This window comes from Pseudomonas corrugata (assembly GCF_050920615.1).
Classification (GTDB): domain Bacteria; phylum Pseudomonadota; class Gammaproteobacteria; order Pseudomonadales; family Pseudomonadaceae; genus Aquipseudomonas; species Aquipseudomonas corrugata.
In genome coordinates, this window is sequence record NZ_CP130434.1 from 4,328,595 (window position 1) to 4,342,752 (window position 14,158).

Below are 14,158 nucleotides of genomic sequence, written 5' to 3' on the forward strand. Positions count from 1 at the left end.
TTGACTACTGCATCGGCCATATCGAACCAAAGACAAAATCGGCAGGCTCGAAGCGCTCGCTCGTGTCCATCCGGATACTCCGTAAGTGCGCAGTCTCCAGGTGCGACGCATAAAGTTGCTCCGAAAAATAGCCCATCAGGATCGAGCGACGACGTGCCCCACTCGCGTTCAGACCAGCCCCGTGGACCAGCTCGGCATCGAACACCAGGATATCGCCGGCACATCCCGAAAGCTGCACGGAGCGGGACTCGTCAGTGAAGTCGAAGGGTGGCGTTTCCCGCGCCGGGCGATGGCTGCCAGGCACGATCCGCGTCGCGCCGTTCTCGGGACCGTAGTCGTCAAAAAAAGCCAGGGCGACTGCCGTGTCGCCTGGCCGTTGGGCCGACAGGTCACGGTGCAACTGCTGGTGACCACCGCCCTTCAGGGGCTCGCGTCCTTCCACCTGCGCGAGAAAAAACCGCTCGCCGATCAACTCGCCCACTGCCGCCAGCAACGGCGGCAGACGACACACCGCCTGGATCTTCGGATCGCAGTCCAGTCGCGAATGACGCCAATCCCAGCCACGGGGGGTTGGCCATTGATCCGACGGTATTACGCCCGCATCGAATAGGCTACGGAGCTCTGCGAGCCACTCGGTTGGGATCGCTCGATGCAGGAGGAAGTAGCCATCCAGGTGGAGTTGACTGCGGTTAGTCATGGCGCTGGCAATGTCCTTGTGTCCATGCGTCGAGTAATAGTAGCAATCAGAGGCGATGTGGGTCCGTTCAGCCAGTGGACGACGAAGTTCGAGGTATCTGGCGGCATCAATTCTGAATACCGCTCGCGGTGTCCAAACACGTTGCGGTCATGAGCGACAGAAAACGAACCACAACTGCCGTTGGTGGAAGGGAACTGTCGGTGATTCCCATGCACGGGTAAAGCTGATGAATTAAAAAGAGCCACGTATCGCGTGACTCTTTTCTGTTAGCAGGCTAGCAACTTAGAGCGATTGTAAAGAAATGCTGGCGTTCGTTGAGTCTTGTTGGCTGTCCGCATCCATCCAGACCCACTGCGTACCGTCTCCTTGCAAGTTATTACTAACGTTTTGAATCTGAGTCGCAACAATGGTCACTGCTCCTTTTTCCGACGCGGTAGGTCCAATATTAGTGACTTGTCCAGCCAGCAGACCATTGGACGTTTCATTGACGACAAATACAGTTGCAGCCGCTTCGCGGAACTGGCACGAAATGAACTGAGTGATCTTGCTGACAATTGTCAGATTCATCCATTTCGAAGCAGGTACCGCATAATAGCGACTATATTTATTGAACGGGTACTGTTCTCCGTTGGCCTGCAACGAGTTGTTGCTTAGTCCGCTCGTGTTTATCGGCATGCTGGTACTGCCCAACCACACCTCGATCTGTGCGTTGCCACTGTTGCTGGGTAGCGAAACTGAAATGGTTTGAGTGTCACTACCGGAAACAAAGCCCAGCGAGGCCAAGCCGGCATTCGCGGTGGTGCCAGGGACAGTAATGGTTGCAGGGGGCTGGCTATTGCTCCATACAACATTCACGGCGGCATTGTTATCATTGCCAGCAGAATTATATATGAAGATCCCGTAAATCTGACCGGGGCGCAAAGTCGTGCAGGTGGCGGTATCACCGGCACTTAAAGTAATTCGTTGGCCACCGTTCCAGTTAATTTGCGATGCCGCAATAGCAAAACTTTCCATGGGATAATCCTTTAATAGATTCATCGTAGTGGGTTCATGCGCAAAATATCCTTACATCCGTTGCGCAGATACGAGAATAGATGCACTTAAAGAAAGCGCTATCAAACCTTTAGAGTGATTGGCGATTAAGGAGTGATAGCTAAAAGCCATTTCTCTTTTTTCGACTTGTTTTCCGCAAAAAACTCCCAGAATGTATTTCCAGTCGGTAAACAATGCCCCTATTGGCCGGTAGCCGCTCAAGGAGATGCAGAACAATTAACCCTTTCGCACCGGACTCCATTTCCAGGCCGCTTTTTTCAACCCTTCGACCTGATTTGCGTTTATGGAACCGATTTCTGCCCTCACATTGCTGATTTATGGGCCAGCATCCGATTTTTTGCCCCAAACAGACCGAATAACTTGACCGAGGGCTGCACGGTGATCGGTGATCAGGGTGGCGTCGACAATGGTGTCTTCCTTGAACAGCAGCAGACCCTGGCTGGCCAGATGCTGGTTAATCGTTTCAAAACAGCAATCGCGTCAGCCGCCGGGTTCCGAGCAAGCGGTGAAATCGAGATAGGCTTATGCATAGATGACCTGCTGCACAATAAACCACGAGCCGTGTCGCCTGGCCGGGGCTGGCCATTGATCCGAGGGCACTACGCCCGCATCGAACAGGCTACGGAGCCCTGCTAGCCATTCGGTTGGGATAGCTCGGTGCAGCAGGACGTGGCCATCTTGTTGGAAGTAGCGCGATCAGTCATGGCGCTTTCAATTTCCGTATGTCACTCGTCTCGAAGCCGGGTTGCACAGCGCATCGATGGACAGCGTCAAAATGCAAGTATTGCAGGTCCGCGGCGCTTGCAAGTCATCCGAGCAGCAGGCTAATCTCGCATGCGCTCTGAAAAATCAGAGGCCGGGCGTTTCAAGCCCCTATGTCTGGCCTTCGGGCCTCCCGGGCAGGACTCTCATCCAGTTGAGATTCTGCGTCTGGAAGACACCTGGCTATTCAATAGAAAGCTGGGAATCGCAGTGACCTCGGCACTTTGATGCCCACGAGTCGCTTATCAGCCTGTACGTTTCCAGGGACTGGAACGCGTGCAAGCATGCTCAGAGCTCATGAGGCTCGCTGCATCGTCGCCCAGAGGGGGGCTTGCAGAGCAAAAACATCGCCCCGTCGCTCATGATCGCGAGGGCACCTGGCAGATCCAGGCCAGGTTTTTCTGGAATGAGCTCTACCTCGAGAGAGCCTCGTTACCAGCGCCTGTTACGTCTCACGGCGGACAGCCAATACGGTGCTTGCAAGACGCTTTCAACGTCGGGCAGGTGGCAGCCCCAATATCCGCACCGATAATCAAGGTGCCCAATCCGCTCAGAACGCACATAGGATTTGTGCGACTGATGCCGCTTCATGAAGCTCGACCTGAAAGCACTGGAGCTTGGGTCTCAGCGAAGCACATGACGGCAGACAGGTGCCTGGCTCATCCCATGAGTCACGCTACCGATAATGCCAAATCACATAGGCAGAAAACGCCCGCAAACATGCACTCAACTACAGAGGACCTGTAATGAGCGGATTGCGGAAGCCACCTGATTGGCTGAAAAAGATTGTCCTCGTCCTTCTCTGGAAAGCTTTGCGTGAGGTCTTTCGCAGGCTTGCCGAATGGGCCTGGGACAAAGTTCGCGAGATGGATATTTAACCTTTGGAAACGGCGGCCCACCAGATGGGCCGCCTCTGCCGAACCGGCACCCTCAGGGAAAGGAACCCATCCGCCCCCGAAACGCCATGCGCAGGCAACCCCAGGCGATGGCTCCAATGATCAACACCTCGGCCACACCCATCAGCAAGTTGAAGGAAAAGGTCAGCGGTTGCTCGGCCCAGTAGAAAATCGTCGAGCCGGTTCGAAAACCACTGGCGTGCAGCCGTCCGGTAAACACAGACGGCACCAATGCGACCAGGTTAATCAGCTCCCGCACCGCGAGGAAGGTACCCAACAGCATGAGCAAGGCACGTGCAGGCATACCGAGCTCCGCGCTCGATTCGGACGCAGTCGCGCGCCCTCCCCCTCTGCGCCGCCTGGCTCCCCTCACCGCCTTGCCGCTGGTAGTCGCTGGAGCCGGCCTGTAGGCGGCCTTCGCAGCCACCGCCGAAGCACCGACCACCTCGGTAGGCACCGCCACGTTCAGGTAGTCGGCCAGCTCACGCAGCCACATGTCGGTGCGTTGACTGCCCGGCACTATCGGAACGTTATCGGTGGTCAAGCGATGCTCGGTGCCGTCGCGCATCACCAGCCACAGCTGGGCTCCGGCTTGCTCAGCCTGCGGAAGACGACGAAGCGCAAGGTACTTGACGGCATCGATTCTGAATACCGACTGCACACGCTCGCGACGTCCAAAAAAGTTCCGGGTCAGGCGCTTGCCTTTACCGTCCACGCGCGACAACACCAAGCTCTCGCGGATACCGGTGTAAACCATCAGCATCAGGCCAAGTGCCGGAATCAGCAGCAGCCCGAGAACGATGAGCAATGAAGACAGCGGATCCAGGCCAGCCGACGGCGATACTCTGCACCCGATTGTGCGAGTGGATGCGCAGGTCATCCTGGGCGGTGCGCTCGAAGCGGTGGCCGATCAACATGCAGAACTCCCTCCCACTGTTCTACGAAATCCTGAAACGTTGGTCCGTTTCCGCGCAGAACTCTCACGATTCCTACGATGCTCTCGGAATCTCTCACCTTGTCCGGTTTGAGCGCGCAAATCTATAGTCTTTCCCGTCGCCCAAGAGGGCGATCAGGTTTGGCGACCTGCGTATCGGATAGCCCTTTAAAAATTGGAGCAATCCCATGCAGAGATACATCCCCATCACCGGCATCGACTGTACCCCCGCCTCTCTACTCATCGATACCCAAGCACCGCTTGACGTTCTGCACGCAACCGCTGATTACCGCATTCGAGTGGTGACTCAGGTATTGGAGAACATAGCGTTCCGATCCGAGATTGCCAGCGATACGGTGGTGCTTTCGGATTTTGCGCAATTATTGGTCATTCCGTTGCGCGATGGGTGTGATTTGTTGGAGGTGATTGGTCGAGGACTTCAGGCGCAGCTTGAAAGTTGATAGAACGACGGGCGCTTGAGAGTGCCCGTTTTTTCCTCCCGGAGGATTGCACAGACAGGCTCACCCGTTCGCATCCTCAAGCCTTACTACGGCATCGGTTTTATCAAACATGTCAGTGATCAGGCGTGACCGAAGACTGCCATCAACAGTCACAACCCGGAAGGCTGCTTTCGGCCGATTCTGTTGAAAAAGTCGCTTTGCCGAAACGGTCTCATCGCTGATCAGTGAAAACGCCTTTTTTGCACGAACCTACGTGAAATCGGAGTCCGGATGCCTCCGCTCAAAGTAAAGATTTCAATCTCACGCGCGTACTTTTCTACCGAGGAAACCATGGCCGACTTTTTCAACAGAATCGGCCAGAAGCAGACATTCGGTCGTATCTACGAATCAGGGTCGACTCACTATCAAGGCATGCAAAAACCTGAAGGCTTGGTACTAGCTTTAAATAGATCGACAGAAATCTGATTTGATGGCCAGGCTTCAAAATGAAAACGATGTTTGGAATGAGATTTACTGGTTCTCGAAGGTGCTGCCAGCGCCTTAAGGAGATCACCGACAATGCCCACGGGAGCACTGTCGGCGTCCGGATTTTCAGGTGTGTCCGCCGCTATATAATTAGCGGTCAGATCTACCTTCATGCTTTGAGGGGAATATTTCGCATAGTCACCAGAGCGGTGGCGCAAAGGGTTTCCTTGCCTTGTTTCACGGCAAACAAATCGGCAGCGGCAACCGTAGTGTTGTTCGATGCATTGATGACACGTCCCCTGGCTAGTAGCTTTTCACCCTCTGCCGGGGCAATTAGTTTGACAGTGAAATCTGTAGTCATATTTATCCAGCCAGGTGGCAGCAAGGTTCCGGCGGCCGAACCTCCGGCAAAATCAGCCAACGCTCCGATGATACCACCTTGAAAGTAGCCGTTATGCTGAGTGAGTTCTTTGCGCGTTGGCTGTTCTATTTCACGATGACCTGGCTTCAGGTAATTGTAATGAAATCCCAGTAATTTTGCCGCTGGCATACTGAGTACCGCTCCTTGGACGTGCTTATCAAAGTCGGGATTGCTTGCAGCGAAATCTTCCATGGCATTCATCCTTATAGTCTGCATGTGTGAACGACACTAACCAAGCCATCGCTCGAGTTTTTTATCAATGTATTGAGTGCGTATTGCATTGCGCATAACCTTACCTGCGTGCTTTTCGGGTTAGCGGATCAACAATTTCTATACGTGTTCCCGGCAACGCTTTACCCGACCCCACCAATGTTTGGCAGGGTGCGGTATCCGTTGGCAGAATCTTTCCATCACGCAGCGCCTGCCTGTCAACTTTCAGTGTAATCGGGCCTTTTCCCTTGACGCCTCCTGACGCTTGTAACGTGCATTCGGCCAAGCCATAACAGGGATAAACAGCCTCTCTGCTGAAACCGAATCGCTGGAAAGCAGCCTGAAACTCACTCATGGTATCGTTACGAATTGGCTCGGCACCATTGTATGCGACTTGCCAAGTGCTCAGATCCAGTTCTATATCAGGTTCTCGCTCAAGTGCCTTAGGCTCTGTACGAAAAGAGATGTCGCAAACACCGCATGGAGCATGCGAGTGAGACCATGGCGGCATAACTTTTTGCGAGTTTGTCGAAGCGTGTCACGATCCGACGGTTCTCTTTCAGCCAGCCAAACATGCGCTCGATGATGTTGCGCTGTCGGTACTTGGGCCGATCAAACAGTCTGGGTAAACCAGGCTTGGGCTTGCGCTTCATTGAGCGCAGCGGGATGACGGGCTGCATTCGCCCCCGGCCATGAGTTTCGATGAAGAGATCGGAGACCACATCCCAGGCCTCAAACGCTTTGCCATCACAGAATTCCTTTCCGCTGATGGCGGGTGACTCTACAAAATCTCAGCGTGCAAGGAGCGCCAATTGGGTTTCTCGGGATTTCGTACAGAGCCTAGTTATCCAAACAGCAAAACCGCCAAACTCGACATTTAAAAATAGGGGCCGCAACCTAATTCAGGGCTGCGGCCCTTTTGCTTACTAATTTTATTTTTTTGCTCGCACCCGGCTCCATCCACAACCTATTCCACTACGCCACTGACTGCCCTAGTCCTCAGAGAAGACTGAACCGATTTGGCGCCCGTGATGCGCCTGGCGTAACTCAAAAGGAACTCCCTCCGATGTCAGCCCTGTCAGCCCTGCTCAATACTCGCCATGGCGTAGGTTCAATGTCCTCGCTGATCGGTTCGAACGCTTAGTGCAAACTTATCTCGATAACCCTGCAAAAAGCTCAGACAGGTTGTCATTCTTTAAGACCTTTTGCTGAGTTTGAGCGCCTGAGTAAATCAGGCAGCGCTCTGGCTTAGGCTTTCCGTGCGGGCGACCTGACTTGGCTGGCCGAAAAAACGCATCAACAGCAGTATGCTGCAGATGGTTATAACGTAAGCCAGCACCTGAATCCCGGCGGGTTGAGCGGTGTAGCCCACCAAGGTGTGGAGCATCTTGCCGAGGATACTGTTGTCAGTCAGCAACCAGGAGCTGTCCCATACGGTATCGCCAAACGTGGGCAACCAGTCCGCCGCCACCAGAAAGCCCACACCCTGGCTGGCCATACCTGCAGCAAGCAGAATAATTAAACTATTGGTCACCTTGAACAAGTGACGCATCGCGATTCGCAACAGGCCAAAGTAGATGGTCGCCCCTGCAATGACACCGCCAGCAATCCCGATTAAGCCACCTGCGAGCATCTGCCCTGTTTGCCCTGGGTCACCCGCTGCAATGCCGTAGAGAAACAACACTGTTTCCGAACCTTCTCGCAAGACAGCTACACCGACCACGATGGCGAGGCCGGTCAGTGGTTTCTGACCGCGTGCTACGGCTTGTCCAAGGTCATTCAATTGCAGTGATAATTCACGCCCATGCCTGCCCATCCAGATGCTGTGCCAGGCCAGCATAAGGACGGCAATCAGCATTACCGAAGCATTGAATAGCTCTTGGCCCATACCTGACGCCCACTCGCTGATCTCATCGGCAAATACCGCGATCAGGCAAGCGCCGAGCACACCCGCGAAAAGCCCAGCGGAAATCCAGAACCCCCGGCGAGGTACACCTTTGGTCGCCGCCATAACAATGGAAACCACCAGTGCTGCTTCAAGGATTTCGCGAAAAACGATCAGTGCCGTCGATAACATGGGGGCTCCGTCTTGGCTACTTGACGATCAACTGGGTTTTCGAAGCCGCTTCATGGTACTCGTCGTGAAACTCGTAAGTACCTGACTTCAACGGGCCGATGAAGAAGCTGGCAGTCTTCCCGCCAGCTACCAATTTGCCGCCTTTGAAGTCATCGCTGATGAATTCAGCAGTGGTGCTGTCCAGGTTGTGCAGGGTGATCTTGACCTTGGTGTCTGCCGGGATCGTGAGCGGCGCCGGAGTGAATTTGTGCTCTCGGACTGACAGTTCAATAGCCGTGTCGTTTGCCGATTGAGCCATCGCGACAGTGGAGACGAGCATCAGCACAGCCACCGATGGGGTAATGAGAAAATTCATACGAGTAATTCCTATTTGCTTGCGATGAGTGAAATATGAACGCTTAGGTGTAAAAATTTTGTTGTGATCGCTGAGTTTCTTATCAGGCACTGGTGCCGCTACTGAGAAATTTCGCGCGCCTCAGTTCCAGCTAAGTTTCACCGCATAACCTCCACTCTGCGCCCATCGAAGCGCTGTTCTGGAGGAACAATCAACATGCAAGCGCTATCAAAAGCCAACTGGCTAAACAAAGTCCCCGAGGTCACGCTGGCCTTCTGGGTGATCAAAATCATGTCCACCACCGTGGGCGAAACCGGTGCCGATTTTCTTGCCGTCGATGTAGGTTTCGGCATCGGCTGGACCAGTGCCTGCATGGCACTCCTGCTGGGGATAGCCCTGCTCTGGCAAATGCGAGGCAAAGCCTACACCCCTTGGATTTACTGGCTGACCGTAGTGCTGGTGAGCATCGTCGGGACCCTGATCACGGACATTCTCACCGACGTACTGGACGTCAGCCTCTACACCAGTACGGCGGTGTTTTCAGTGTTTCTCGCGATCAACTTCTTTGTCTGGTATCGGGTCGAGCGAAACCTGTCCATCCGTGAAGTCGACACTCCCCGGCGAGAGTTGTTCTATTGGACAACTGTGCTCTGCACCTTTGCTCTCGGCACGGCTGCCGGTGACCTGGCCACTGAAGCACTGGGCTTAGGCTTTGCCTGGGGCACGGTTATTTTCGGCGCACTGATCGCCATCACCTTCGCAGCCTGGCGGGTGAGCGGCAATGTGGTGCTGACCTTCTGGATCGCCTACATCCTGACCCGCCCCTTCGGCGCCTCGCTCGGCGACTTGCTGACCCAGGCCAAAACCTATGGTGGCCTTGGCATGGGTGCCACGTGGACCAGCGCCATTTTCCTCTGCGTCATCGTCATGCTCGTCGCCGTCGCGCAACTCAGTGTCGGTAATCAGAAGCCAGTAACTAACTAACACGCTCAATAACCTTTCAAGGAGTCGTCATGCGTTATTTGCACAACATCATTCGGCACACGACCATCATCGCGTCGATTTTTCTACTCAGCCTCGCGGCAGGCTGCTCTAACCCCGGCGACGATCGTGTCCCGGGAGAGGCCTCAAAACTGGGTGACTTGACGGAGTTTCACAGTATCGCGGTAGACGTCGCCGGACTCGTCGAGAAAAACGATCTACCCACTGCCAAAGCCCGAATCAAGGATCTTGAATCGGCATGGGACTCCGCCGAAGCCGGCATCAAACCTCGCGCCGCCAGTGACTGGCATGTCCTGGACAAGGATATCGATCACGCGCTCTCCGCCTTGCGCGCCAAGAGCCCTGACCAAGCCAAATGCAAGACCACCATGGATGATCTGTTGAAAGCCTTTGATTCAATGAAAGCCAAGACTTGAACCGAGGACGCAAAGCCGCACTGATGCTGAACAGGGATAAATGGCTTCGCGAACATTGGAACAAGTGATTCACTGCAGGCGCGACGCTCATTGCCGATAAGACTCTCGGCAAGGTGCCGCGCCTCATGCATTCTGGTAGCGGAGAATGATGCCGGAGCAGGAAATGCGGATATTGCTGGTCGAAGACGACCCGATGATTGGCGATGCGATTCAAGGCGTACTGCAGGATGCGAGCTACGCCGTTGACTGGGTACAGAACGGCCTAACGGCTTTGGCCGCACTGGACACCCAACACTATGACCTAGTACTGCTCGACCTTGGTCTGCCCGGCAAGGACGGCCTGACAGTGCTGAGCGGCGTCCGTGGCAAGAATAATCCTGTGCCCTTGCTCATTATTACCGCACGCGACAGTCTCGACGATCGGTTGCGCGGCCTCGATGGCGGTGCAGACGACTACCTGCTCAAACCCTTCGAAATGGCCGAATTGTTGGCCCGCATGCGCGCCGTGCTGCGCCGCAAGGGTGGCAGTGCGCTATCCATACTCGGCAACGGCGTGGTCTCGCTGGATCTGCTCACAAAAGAAGCCAGCACCGAGGAAAATTCGGGAATTTTGCTCTCCAGCCGCGAATTCGCGTTGCTGCAGGCGTTGTTGATCCGACCTGGAGCGATTCTTTCGCGCGGCGATCTCGAAGACCGCATCTATGGCTGGGGCAATGAAGTGGAAAGCAACGCCGTGGAGTTTCTGATTCATGCGTTGCGGCGCAAGCTGGGTAGCCATGTCATTAAGAACGTTAGAGGTGTGGGATGGATGGTTTCAAAAAGCGCCTGAGTGAGTCGATACAACTCAGGCTGTCCATATCCCTGTCGCTAGCCATTCTGCTTGTTGCCGTCGTGGCAGGCATTTTCGCCTTCGTTTCGGCATTCGCCGAAGCCCACAAAATGCAGGACGATACCCTGCGTCAGGTGGCCGTTCTGCTTGATCGGCAACAGATGGAATTCAAGTATCCCGAACAGCTAAGTGCCGATGAGCGCGATGAGGACTCCCGAGTCATCGTTCAGTACTTGGCCGATGGTAGCAAGGCGCAGGGTACTGATGATGCCGTGACACCGCTGCCGTTTCCGACCACGCTTGCCGACGGCCTGTCGACTGTAACTATTCACGGCGAGGTGTTTCGCGTGCTGGTCCGGACAACCACGCGGGGCGAGCGCATCGTCGTCGCCCAAGAAAATGACATTCGCGATAAGGATGCCCGCGCGAGTGCCTTGCGCAGTGTGTTGCCGTTCTTGATTCTGCTTCCCGTCCTGCTCCTGGTGGTTAGCGATCTGGTACACAAGCTGTTCCGCCCGATCGCTGAGATCAGCGGTGAAATTGATGAGCGCGCCGAGCAGGCGCTGCACCCGATTGACGAGCGCCATCTGCCGACCGAGGTCCGGCCTTTTGTCGTAGCGATCAATCGACTGCTCAAGCGCGTGGCGCTGGCCATGGAAACACAGCGCCGCTTCATCGCCGATGCAGCCCACGAACTTCGATCCCCCATGACAGCGCTTTCCTTGCAAGCCGAACGACTGGTCACCACCGAGATGCCAGATATAGCGCGAGAACGTCTGCTGCCATTACGTCAGGGCATCGAGCGCGGCAGAAAGCTGATCGATCAACTGCTCACCCTGGCCTCAGCGCAATCTCTCACAAGTTTGCCGACGTCAACGGTGTCAGTGCATGAAGTCTACCGGCGGGTGCTTGAGGATTTGCTGCCGTTGGCTGAACTCAAACACATCGACATCGGCGTTGAAGGTGCACAGGACGTACAGGTGCTCATCAATGAAATGGACCTGATCACCCTAGTCAAGAATCTGGTGGAGAACTCGATTCGTTACACACCACCAGGAGGGCGAATAGACCTGTCGGTGACCACTGAAGAGGGCGCAACACTATTGCAAGTCAAGGACTCTGGACCTGGCATTTCGGTCGAGGAGCAAGAGCGGGTGTTTGATCCGTTCTATCGCTGCCTGGGGAGCCGGGAAGTCGGCTCTGGATTGGGACTTTCCATCGTCAAGGCGATTGCGGAGCGTATTGGGGCGAGGGTTCACCTCGGGTTCACGGATAAGCTGCAGGGCCGAGGATTATGCGTCTCGGTGTGGTTGTGTGTGGAGCAGCCGTCATGGACGCAAGAGCCCAGCTAAATTTTTCAACGGATAGTTCGCAATGAATGGCCCCAGACTGGTCATCAGGCTGAGGCCTTCGTATGTCCGACCGACGTGACATTCAGTATCGGGCACCTGTAAGAAACTATGCATTGCACCTACTCCACCTGCGGAGATTCATAACCTCTGCAGGTGGCGAATTTTTTAACGCTTACTCGATGGGCATCAGCCTCTACCAGGACGCATGCCATACCAAAAACTCAACCGACTCAGAACGCATGAAACACGCCAGTCAGTGAGCACTGGTAACCCCGGAGACGAGGCTGCCAGGCAACAGCATTGACTAGGCATCCGTCAGAGCTCCCCCCTAACACGTGTACCGACAGCACTGGCGCGTCCAGTACGAAAGGCGCGGGCTCGCTCAGGTTTGATACGCAGTGGCTGACTGCCCTTGACCAGGTAGTGCGCCACGGCGGTGATGGCAATCAATCCGCCAAACAGCCAGGCCGCGTTGGTGGAGCCGATCTCCATGTTTCCTGCCACCCAGTCACCGGCGGCGGTGCCAAGGGCGAAAGTAAACAGAATCACCACCCAGTAATAGCGTTCGCGCCTCGGCGTGTTCAGGCATGGCGTTGATGGGGCGCGCCTGTGACAGAGCCACAGGCTGCAGCACAAAAGGGATGGCGGCTTAACCGTAGACTTCTTCGACGCGGCGGGCCTTGGCAGCGAAGGCCACCAGTACGACCAGCACCGCAGCCAGCACCAGCGAGGAACCGATGGTGCCAAAGTCCAGGCCACCTTTTTCATGCGACTTGGTCAGGAAATCGCCGAGGGTCGCACCGAACGGCCGGGTCAGGACAAACGCCACCCAGAACAGCAGTACGCCGGAAATCCGGGTGTAGAACTTGGCCAGCACCACGGCGGCAATCGCCGAACCGATCAGCAGCGCGCCACCGGCAAAGCCCAGGCCGGAGTCATCCGCCAGATAGTCGCCCAGCGCCGTGCCGAGGGTGTTGGATATCAGGATGGCAGTCCAGTAGAACAGCTCGCCCTTGGTGGTGTGGATGCTGTCCACCGACAGGCTTTTTTCGCTCAGGCGCCAGACGGCAAAAATCGCAATCAGCAAGCTGATCAGAATCAGCGAGCCCGAGGCATAGCCCAGGCCCAGGGTGCGATCCATAAAGTCCGACATGGTGGTGCCGGCGGTACTGGTGGAGAGAATCACGATCCAGTACAGCACCGGGTTATGGCTCTTGGAAAACAGCTGCAGACCAAGCGTGACCAGGAAGGCGCTGATCAGGATCAGCGAGCTCATGGCGTAGCCCACATTCAGGGTCATCGACAGCAGATCGCCGGCCGTTTCGCCGAGGGTGGTGGCACAGATTTTCATGACCCAGAAGGCGAGAGTGATTTCCGGCAGTTTGTTCAGACTGATATTGCTGCTCATGGGGGTGGAGATTCCTAAAGGCACAAGGAGTGTGGGCACGGCGTCTAGCCAGCCTGTCGTCAACTTTCAATCCGTACTGCCGCGCTGATTCAGGTAACGGCCGGGAGGGCAACGGGCAAGCTGTAACGCGATGTGAGTGGCGGGCGCAGGATGCGCTGGCAAAGGTCAAAAAACCGTCAAAGCCGAATAGAAATCATATTCATTTATCGGCTGCTGCGGCTGAAGAAACGTCGTCAAGGGCTTGCTGTTAATCCAGCAAGTTCTAGAGCTGTGTGGATTTCAGGATTATTTACGTATTCAAACGTGCAGCCAGCACGAGCGTAATTGGGCGGACTTGAGTACCCGGCTGCACAATTACTGACCAATTGTTTGCATTCGACTTGACCGGCGAACGCTTTAGTCTGACCGGCAGAAAATGGGCGGTTAGCGACGGTCTGACTTCGACCGTCGCTATACATGGTCAAACCTCGGTCTGTTCCGCCATTTCCAGGGCATCATCGACGTCAATCCCCAGACATCGAACGGTGCTCTCCAACTTCGTATGGCCGAGCAGCAGTTGAACCGCCCGCAGGTTCTTCGTCCTACGATAGATCAGTGATGCCTTCGTACGTCTCATTGTGTGCGTGCCATACATGGCTGGATCAAAGCCAATGGCTTTCACCCAGCCTTTGACGATACGAGCGTATTGACGAGTCGATAGAAGAGCTAGCCAGAGCAGTGGTCGCTAACCGACCAAGAGCGGACGTTTAGAGCAGAGAAATAAATCTGTTCTCTTTTCCCAATGGACATCACCGCGGCGTACGCAGGGCTATCGCGTGGTGCGCGCAAGCGCTCTCTACAA

The 14,158-nt window shown here is 55.3% G+C and carries 13 protein-coding genes and 4 pseudogenes; 5 read left to right on the plus strand and 12 right to left on the minus strand.

Annotated features, from left to right (window positions below; genetic code table 11):
• Positions 1 to 4: 4 nt before the first annotated feature.
• The 4 genes and pseudogenes from QZH45_RS18815 to QZH45_RS18830 form a co-directional block, all read right to left on the minus strand.
• Positions 5 to 697 carry a phytanoyl-CoA dioxygenase family protein gene (locus QZH45_RS18815; protein ID WP_024778570.1) on the minus strand — a complete coding sequence of 231 codons (693 nt, stop codon included), beginning with the start codon at positions 695 to 697 and terminating at the stop codon, positions 5 to 7.
• Between the two features lie 282 nt (positions 698 to 979).
• Positions 980 to 1,711 carry a hypothetical protein gene (locus QZH45_RS18820; protein ID WP_024778571.1) on the minus strand — a complete coding sequence of 244 codons (732 nt, stop codon included), beginning with the start codon at positions 1,709 to 1,711 and terminating at the stop codon, positions 980 to 982.
• A gap of 426 nt (positions 1,712 to 2,137) precedes the next feature.
• Positions 2,138 to 2,273, minus strand: a pseudogene (locus tag QZH45_RS18825) (IS5/IS1182 family transposase); the annotation flags it as partial.
• 1,169 nt (positions 2,274 to 3,442) lie between these two features.
• A pseudogene (locus tag QZH45_RS18830) lies at positions 3,443 to 4,325 on the minus strand (hypothetical protein).
• Positions 4,326 to 4,530: 205 nt separating this feature from the next.
• Between QZH45_RS18830 and QZH45_RS18835 the strand changes: the two are divergent.
• Positions 4,531 to 4,803, plus strand: coding sequence for a hypothetical protein (locus QZH45_RS18835; RefSeq protein ID WP_024778573.1), 273 nt, complete (start codon positions 4,531 to 4,533; stop codon positions 4,801 to 4,803).
• 634 nt (positions 4,804 to 5,437) lie between these two features.
• On the opposite strand, the gene QZH45_RS18840 is transcribed toward QZH45_RS18835, so the two are convergent.
• The 5 genes and pseudogenes from QZH45_RS18840 to QZH45_RS18860 form a co-directional block, all read right to left on the minus strand.
• A complete protein-coding gene (locus tag QZH45_RS18840) occupies positions 5,438 to 5,881 on the minus strand; it encodes a PaaI family thioesterase (RefSeq protein ID WP_024778574.1) in 444 nt (147 codons plus the stop codon).
• Positions 5,882 to 5,981: 100 nt separating this feature from the next.
• The gene (locus QZH45_RS18845; protein ID WP_152979006.1) at positions 5,982 to 6,410 is read right to left on the minus strand and encodes an AMP-binding protein; all 429 of its coding nucleotides are present in this window, start codon (positions 6,408 to 6,410) and stop codon (positions 5,982 to 5,984) included.
• Positions 6,343 to 6,588: pseudogene (locus tag QZH45_RS18850) on the minus strand (IS5/IS1182 family transposase); the annotation flags it as partial. The gene QZH45_RS18845 and the pseudogene QZH45_RS18850, both read right to left, overlap by 68 nt.
• A 542-nt stretch (positions 6,589 to 7,130) precedes the next feature.
• Positions 7,131 to 7,976 carry an FTR1 family iron permease gene (locus tag QZH45_RS18855; protein WP_024778576.1) on the minus strand — a complete coding sequence of 282 codons (846 nt, stop codon included), beginning with the start codon at positions 7,974 to 7,976 and terminating at the stop codon, positions 7,131 to 7,133.
• Positions 7,977 to 7,992: 16 nt separating this feature from the next.
• Entirely contained in the window at positions 7,993 to 8,331 is a 339-nt protein-coding gene (locus QZH45_RS18860) for a cupredoxin domain-containing protein (protein ID WP_024778577.1), read from the minus strand.
• Between the two features lie 195 nt (positions 8,332 to 8,526).
• On the opposite strand from QZH45_RS18860, the gene QZH45_RS18865 reads away from it, so the two are divergent.
• From QZH45_RS18865 to QZH45_RS18880, 4 genes are all read left to right on the plus strand, one after another.
• On the plus strand, positions 8,527 to 9,294 hold the full coding sequence (locus tag QZH45_RS18865) for a COG4705 family protein (protein ID WP_024778578.1): 768 nt from the start codon (positions 8,527 to 8,529) through the stop codon (positions 9,292 to 9,294).
• A 29-nt stretch (positions 9,295 to 9,323) separates the two neighbouring features.
• Complete coding sequence (locus tag QZH45_RS18870; RefSeq protein ID WP_024778579.1) at positions 9,324 to 9,728, plus strand: hypothetical protein; 405 nt, start codon at positions 9,324 to 9,326, stop codon at positions 9,726 to 9,728.
• 163 nt (positions 9,729 to 9,891) lie between these two features.
• Positions 9,892 to 10,557 carry a response regulator gene (locus QZH45_RS18875; RefSeq protein WP_024778580.1) on the plus strand — a complete coding sequence of 222 codons (666 nt, stop codon included), beginning with the start codon at positions 9,892 to 9,894 and terminating at the stop codon, positions 10,555 to 10,557.
• Positions 10,533 to 11,909, plus strand: coding sequence for an ATP-binding protein (locus QZH45_RS18880; RefSeq protein WP_053190987.1), 1,377 nt, complete (start codon positions 10,533 to 10,535; stop codon positions 11,907 to 11,909). The genes QZH45_RS18875 and QZH45_RS18880 overlap by 25 nt, the downstream gene beginning before the upstream one ends.
• A gap of 315 nt (positions 11,910 to 12,224) precedes the next feature.
• Here the strand turns inward: QZH45_RS18880 and QZH45_RS18885 are convergent, their stop codons facing one another.
• From QZH45_RS18885 to QZH45_RS18895, 3 genes and pseudogenes are all read right to left on the minus strand, one after another.
• On the minus strand, positions 12,225 to 12,458 hold the full coding sequence (locus tag QZH45_RS18885) for a hypothetical protein (RefSeq protein ID WP_197677813.1): 234 nt from the start codon (positions 12,456 to 12,458) through the stop codon (positions 12,225 to 12,227).
• A 100-nt stretch (positions 12,459 to 12,558) separates the two neighbouring features.
• The gene (locus QZH45_RS18890) at positions 12,559 to 13,299 is read right to left on the minus strand and encodes a COG4705 family protein (protein ID WP_024778583.1); all 741 of its coding nucleotides are present in this window, start codon (positions 13,297 to 13,299) and stop codon (positions 12,559 to 12,561) included.
• Positions 13,300 to 13,777: 478 nt separating this feature from the next.
• Positions 13,778 to 14,017, minus strand: a pseudogene (locus QZH45_RS18895) (tyrosine-type recombinase/integrase); the annotation flags it as partial.
• Positions 14,018 to 14,158 lie beyond the last annotated feature (141 nt).